The organism is Desulfovibrio sp. 1188_IL3213 (genome assembly GCF_036763145.1).
Lineage (GTDB): Bacteria > Desulfobacterota > Desulfovibrionia > Desulfovibrionales > Desulfovibrionaceae > Desulfovibrio.
Genome location: NZ_JBAIYR010000133.1, coordinates 1 through 5,498 on the forward strand (window position 1 = coordinate 1; position 5,498 = coordinate 5,498).

The 5,498-nt window shown below is 53.6% G+C and carries 5 protein-coding genes, 1 tRNA gene and 1 pseudogene; 2 read left to right on the forward strand and 5 right to left on the reverse strand.

What is annotated here, in order from left to right; translation table 11 throughout:
* A pseudogene (locus V6C16_RS07090) lies at positions 1 to 115 on the forward strand (IS5/IS1182 family transposase); the annotation flags it as partial.
* 334 nt (positions 116 to 449) lie between these two features.
* On the opposite strand, the gene V6C16_RS07095 reads toward V6C16_RS07090, so the two are convergent.
* Positions 450 to 525 (reverse strand) — tRNA-Val (locus V6C16_RS07095).
* Between the two features lie 168 nt (positions 526 to 693).
* Between V6C16_RS07095 and V6C16_RS07100 the strand changes: the two genes are divergently transcribed.
* The gene (locus V6C16_RS07100; protein WP_333534381.1) at positions 694 to 1,443 is read left to right on the forward strand and encodes an endonuclease; all 750 of its coding nucleotides are present in this window, start codon (positions 694 to 696) and stop codon (positions 1,441 to 1,443) included.
* A gap of 439 nt (positions 1,444 to 1,882) precedes the next feature.
* On the opposite strand, the gene V6C16_RS07105 is transcribed toward V6C16_RS07100, so the two are convergent.
* From V6C16_RS07105 to pth, 4 genes are all read right to left on the reverse strand, one after another.
* The gene (locus tag V6C16_RS07105) at positions 1,883 to 2,194 is read right to left on the reverse strand and encodes a c-type cytochrome (protein WP_333534383.1); all 312 of its coding nucleotides are present in this window, start codon (positions 2,192 to 2,194) and stop codon (positions 1,883 to 1,885) included.
* A gap of 215 nt (positions 2,195 to 2,409) precedes the next feature.
* Positions 2,410 to 3,705 carry a transcription termination factor Rho gene (gene rho, locus V6C16_RS07110; RefSeq protein ID WP_012625082.1) on the reverse strand — a complete coding sequence of 432 codons (1,296 nt, stop codon included), beginning with the start codon at positions 3,703 to 3,705 and terminating at the stop codon, positions 2,410 to 2,412.
* A gap of 302 nt (positions 3,706 to 4,007) precedes the next feature.
* Complete coding sequence (locus V6C16_RS07115) at positions 4,008 to 4,523, reverse strand: CarD family transcriptional regulator (RefSeq protein WP_333534386.1); 516 nt, start codon at positions 4,521 to 4,523, stop codon at positions 4,008 to 4,010.
* A 383-nt stretch (positions 4,524 to 4,906) separates the two neighbouring features.
* Positions 4,907 to 5,498, reverse strand: a 592-nt coding sequence (pth, locus tag V6C16_RS07120; RefSeq protein WP_333542947.1) for an aminoacyl-tRNA hydrolase, incomplete at its 5' end; no start/stop codon positions are given.

Below are 5,498 nucleotides of genomic sequence, written 5' to 3' on the forward strand. Positions count from 1 at the left end.
TTTTCTCTATTTGAAGCAATGGCGCGGCATAGCGACTCGGTACGCAAAAAATGCGGCCTCATTTCTGGCTGCCGTTCAGATCAGGTGTATCTTTTTGTGGGCTTCAGTCTCGTGACTACAGCATCTAAGAGATTTTTAAATTTTGGCATTCCGGGCCACACCACAAAAAGCAAAAAATGGCTTGGGCAGCATGGCTCCAGATATATCTGTCCTCATGTTGCTCGCGCCAAATATTTCACGCAGAAAGTGAATGAGACGAAATGGTGGGGATGACTACGATAGAATTGAGAATAGAAACCACCTGCGAGTTCTGCTCCTCTCAAAAAAGGAAGGGCATACCATCGCGAGGCTTTTTACTGATTGTTTCTGTTTTTTAGGAGGCGTGTTGGGAATGGTGTTGGGAAAACAAAGAAGGGGTTGCAGAAAAATCTGCAACCCCTCGGTACTATTGGTGGGCAGTGAGGGACTCGAACCCCCGGCCCCCGCCTTGTAAGGGCGATGCTCAACCAACTGAGCTAACTGCCCGATAGAACTCACTCAAGAAGTGCAAGCTATAATATTTTTTTGCGTTTGTCATCATCAATCTGAAAGTTGGCAATGACTGGCTGAGGCGAACAAATACAGATAGGTAAACTATTTTTATAACGTTGATTCTATATTTATAAAATTGTATAGCTGAAAAAGAGGTAAGCCATGAGAGTGCTGCTTTTTTTCAGCTTTATTTTTTTCAACGCCTGTCTGGTGTCTGCTGCCGGAAACAGCAGCAATGAAAGCTTTGCCGCGGCCAAAAGAATGTTGGCACGGCAGGTGTACCATGACCGTCACGTTACGTTGTATTGCGGCGCAACCTATGATTCTCAGGGAAGGGTCGTCCTGCCCGAAGGGTTTTCAGTGGCGACGTATGCGGCACGGGCCGAAACGATGGAGTGGGAACACGTACTGCCTGCGGAAAATATGGGCCGCTTTTTTGAGGAATGGAAGCAGGGACATCCCGAGTGCGTCAAGGACGGAAAATCCTACAAGGGGCGGCGTTGTGCGGAAAGGGTGAACAGTGACTACCGCCGCATGCAGGCCGATATGTATAATCTGTATCCATCCATCGGCGCGGTGAATGCCCTGCGCTCCAATTTTAGCTATGCCATGCTGCCGGAAGCGGAACCGAGCTTTGGCCGCTGCGCCATGAAAGTGGCAAAGAACAGGGCCGAACCGCCGGAGAGCGCGCGCGGCCAGATTGCACGCACCTATTTTTATATGGCCGATGCGTACTCTTCGTCCTACTCAATGAGCCTCCGGCAGCGAAAGCTCATGCGGGCCTGGAACAGCCGGTACCCGGTGGATTCGTGGGAATGCGCCCGGGCCGGACGTATCGAGAAACTTCAGGGCAATGAAAACATATTCGTCAAACAGGCCTGTCTGGAGGCCGGTCTGTGGCTTGAGGATTGATGCCTGCCAGAGCAATTTCACTTTGAAATTGCTCTGGCGGCTGCGTGAGCAGTCGCCCGCCGCAAAGATGCAAGCGCAGCTTCAGCCGTTACGACAAAGGAAGTTACGGATGCTTCAGGAGCTGTAACGCAGGAAACTACGCTTGCGAACAGCATGTGTAACGAGCGGTTTGTTTCCACACAACCACTGTCGCCATTCGTAAGGCTCGCAGGCTCGCCAATGACTGCCGCGAAGACAGCAGAGCTATTTACTTGCGCGGTTAAGCATCGAAGCGAGCGTGGCTTAAACTTTGAGAATGTACATTCTCAAAGTTAATCTGCTCTAGGTGCGGCTTGTGGGACGGCTTTGCGTCACGCACAGCATAATGCCCCCGGGCAGCTCTGATCTGTCTCCCTGAAGGGAGACAGATCAGAGCTGCCCGGGGGCATTTTCATGTCAGCTACTTAAGCTGGTTGAGGTATTCCGCGATATTCTTGATCTGTGCTTCCGTCAGCGGCGTGAGCACCGCTTTCATTTTGATCAGGGGACCGGTGGGAGATTCCATGTTTTTAACCTTCTCCATCCCGGCCACAAGCCCGTCAACGGGCTTGCCCATCATTTTTGCGGGGGTGGGGGTATGACAGGATGCGCAAAGGGCCGTGTACAGCTTTGCACCGTCCTGTTCGGCATCCTGGGCGGTTGCCGGCTGGATGCCACTCAGAAGCAGGGCAGCGGCCAGCGCGAATGCGCCATATTGCAGATAGTTTTTCATGTTTTCTTCCTTTGTTAAGGGCCGGGTCGCCAGTGGCGACACAGGGGTATAGGCCACCTGTAAATAAACTGTAGCACATAAAAAATGAGGATACAGCAGGCAAGTTTGCTGAGCGTGACAAAAAAACAATGATTTTGAATAGTAATAGCAATAAATAAAAAACCCCGGTAAAAACCGGGGTTTAATAAGGCGTTTGATGTGCGTTTCTGGACGGGCTATTTGCCCATGGCGTTCATGAAGTCTTTGTTGGACTTGGTGCCGCGCATTTTGTCCAGCAGGAATTCCATGCTGTCGATGGCGGACATGGGTGCCAGAATCTTGCGCAGTATCCAGACGCGGTTGAGCACGTCTTCGGGCAGCAGCAGGTCTTCCTTGCGTGTGCCGGTGCGGTTTATGTCGATGGCGGGGAACACGCGCTTTTCCGAGAGGTGGCGGTCCAGATAGATTTCCATGTTGCCTGTACCCTTGAATTCTTCAAAGATCACTTCGTCCATGCGCGAGCCGGTATCAATAAGGGCGGTGGCGATAATGGTCAGGCTGCCGCCTTCTTCGATATTACGGGCCGCGCCGAAAAAGCGCTTGGGCCGTTGCAGGGCGTTGGCATCCAGGCCACCGGAAAGCACACGGCCGGAAGAGGGCGTTACGGCGTTGTAGGCACGGCCCAGACGGGTGATGGAGTCCAGCAGGATCACAACATCGCGTTTGCGCTCGACCAGGCGCTTGGCCTTTTCAAGCACCATTTCACAAACCTGCACATGGCGCTGCGGCGGCTCATCAAACGTGGAACTGATCACTTCGGCCTTTTTGACCGTGCGCTCCATATCGGTCACTTCCTCGGGGCGCTCGTCAATCAGCAGCACGATGAGGTAGACTTCCGGATTGTTGGCATTGATGGCATTGGCGAGTGATTGCAGCAGAATGGTTTTGCCCGTGCGGGGAGGGGCAACGATAAGACCGCGCTGGCCGCGCCCAATGGGGGCCATGATGTCGATGACGCGGTTGGAAAGATTTTTTTCGCCATTTTCCATGACGAGCTGATGGTCGGGATAGATGGGGGTAAGGTTATCAAAGAGGACGAGATTTTTGGCATGTTCCGGCGGTTCAAAACCTATCTCGGTAACCTTGAGCAGGGCGAAGTAGCGTTCACCCTCCTTGGGCGGACGGATCTGCCCGGAAACAATGTCGCCCTTGCGCAGAGAGAAGCGCCGGATTTGCGATGGCGACACATAGATGTCGTCAGGCCCCGGCATGTAACTGCAAAGGGGCGAGCGCAGAAAGCCAAAGCCGTCCGGCAGAATCTCCAGCACGCCATCGCCGTAAATGGCGCCGTTCTGAGAGGCGCAGGTAGAAAGCAGAGCAAAGATAAGCTCTTGCTTTCGCATGGAACTGGCATTTTCAATTTCGTATTGCTCCGCCAGATCCATGAGCTCCTGCATGCTGCGGGTTTTCAGGTCTGTGAGACTCAGGGCGCTGTCTGTCAACAGAGTGGGGGTAGCTTTCTTTTTGCGCATAACTGTCCGATCTTTTGAATAAGACAAACTAAAACCATACAGTATTTTACAACACTGCATTATTGGCGATTGGATGTAAGGAGACAAAATAGGTGTGCGTGAATGCGATTAGCCCATCTTTTGCATTATGGCAAGAGAAAAGTGACGTCTACACCTTAAAAAATACGTCACTCCCGGTCATGGTCTGGCAGTATGCGAATCTTTTGCCCGCATGTGCCGTGGCCCGGCGCAACGGCGTGCCGTCAAAACGGGCAGATGCAGTCTTTTTTTGACCGGTCTGGGGTTGCCCTGAAAGGGCCGGCTCAGCTTCGGCTTTCTTCCGGCGGTGGCGGCGGCGCATAAAGCTCAAGCAATTCATCCCGCAGGCTGTCTTCCTCAACCTTGAGCACTTCGGCCAGTTCGCCGGTGACAAGCCCCATGGCCTGCTCCTGCAGGCGGCGCTCGCCAAAAGAAAGCTCCTTGGTGCGGCCGATAAGCAGAAGTTCGCGTAAAACTTCTGTAACTACGGAAAGCTCGGAGCTTTTAAGGCGCTCGGAATATTCGCGGAACCGGCGGTTCCAGTTCTGCCCGGTATGCACAACCTTGCCGGTGCTGTTGCGTAGCTCTTCAAGAATGCGTTCCGCCTCTTCCGTGGTGGTAAGCGTGCGCAGCCCCACATGTGCGGCATTGTTAACAGGAACCATCAACGTTACATTGTTGGCCTGAATGCGAACAATATAGAAATCACATGCGATGCCGCCAATAGTCTGGCTATCGATGCTTTCTATCTTGCCCACCCCCTGGGCTGGATATACAACGAGATCGTCCGGCGTGAACATTATGCCACCACACGCCCCAAAGGAGCGCCACTGTACGAGACCTGGAGCGGAAAAAGCTGGAAGTCACGAATTTTGTTTGAATAAAAGATGAGTTGGAAACTTACTCTTCAAAGATAGTAGTCTAAATGTGCTGAAGAGTCCAGCCGAAAAAGCAAAAAAAGCACAGGGCTTGGCTGTTGGTTGCCTTCATGAGCCGTTTACAGCAAAACAGCGCAACATTTACGGGGCAGTGGCGTAAACTGCAAAGCAGTCTACAGACCCATCAGTGCATCCTTCCCTGTTTCGAGAGCGAAGGTACGGGGAGTGCACACGGCATTCATCAAGGCCTCCACCCTCTGTATCCCCGAATATATAGCATGAAATATCCATGCCGCCACGCGAGATTAAATTTTATCTTGCTTTTGAGGATTGCCTGAAGTTTCAGGGCTGCCGTTTCGGGTGTCGGCATTGGGGGCCTGGCTGGCGGGCTTGCGCGGTTTAGCGGTTTTTCCTGCTGTGCGCACGGCGCTGTCCAGGCCTTTTTCGGCAAAGGCGAACAGGACATCCAGCGCTGCCGGCAGACTGCGCTCAAGACTGTCGGCGTCTTCGTCCTGGGGGCGCCCCAGAACCCAGTTGGTCACATCGCCCTTGTGGGGAGGACGGCCTATGCCCATGCGCAGGCGGTAAAAGTCCGGCGTGCCGAGAAGTTCGGTTATGGACTTCAAGCCGTTGTGTCCGGCATTGCCCCCGCCGAACTTGAAACGCAGTTCGCCGGGGGAGATGTCCAACTCGTCGTGGGCCACCACAAGGTCTTCGGCCTTGAGCTTGTGCCAGGCCAGCAGGGGCTGCACGCACTGTCCGCTGAGGTTCATGAATGTTTGCGGCTTGGCGGCCAGCCAGCAGCCTTCAAGGCGCGGCAGCCGCACTCGCCACAGTTGGCAGGCAAACTTGCCGCCGTTCATTTCGTCCACAGTGCCGTGGCGACGGCCAAAGTCA

Coding starts and splice junctions, on each gene's coding strand:
- V6C16_RS07115 (WP_333534386.1), bottom strand. CDS start 4,523: ATGTTCACGCCGGACGATCTCGTTGTATATCCAGCCCAGGGGGTGGGC.
- V6C16_RS07105 (WP_333534383.1), bottom strand. CDS start 2,194: ATGAAAAACTATCTGCAATATGGCGCATTCGCGCTGGCCGCTGCCCTG.
- rho (WP_012625082.1), bottom strand. CDS start 3,705: ATGCGCAAAAAGAAAGCTACCCCCACTCTGTTGACAGACAGCGCCCTG.
- V6C16_RS07100 (WP_333534381.1), top strand. CDS start 694: ATGAGAGTGCTGCTTTTTTTCAGCTTTATTTTTTTCAACGCCTGTCTG.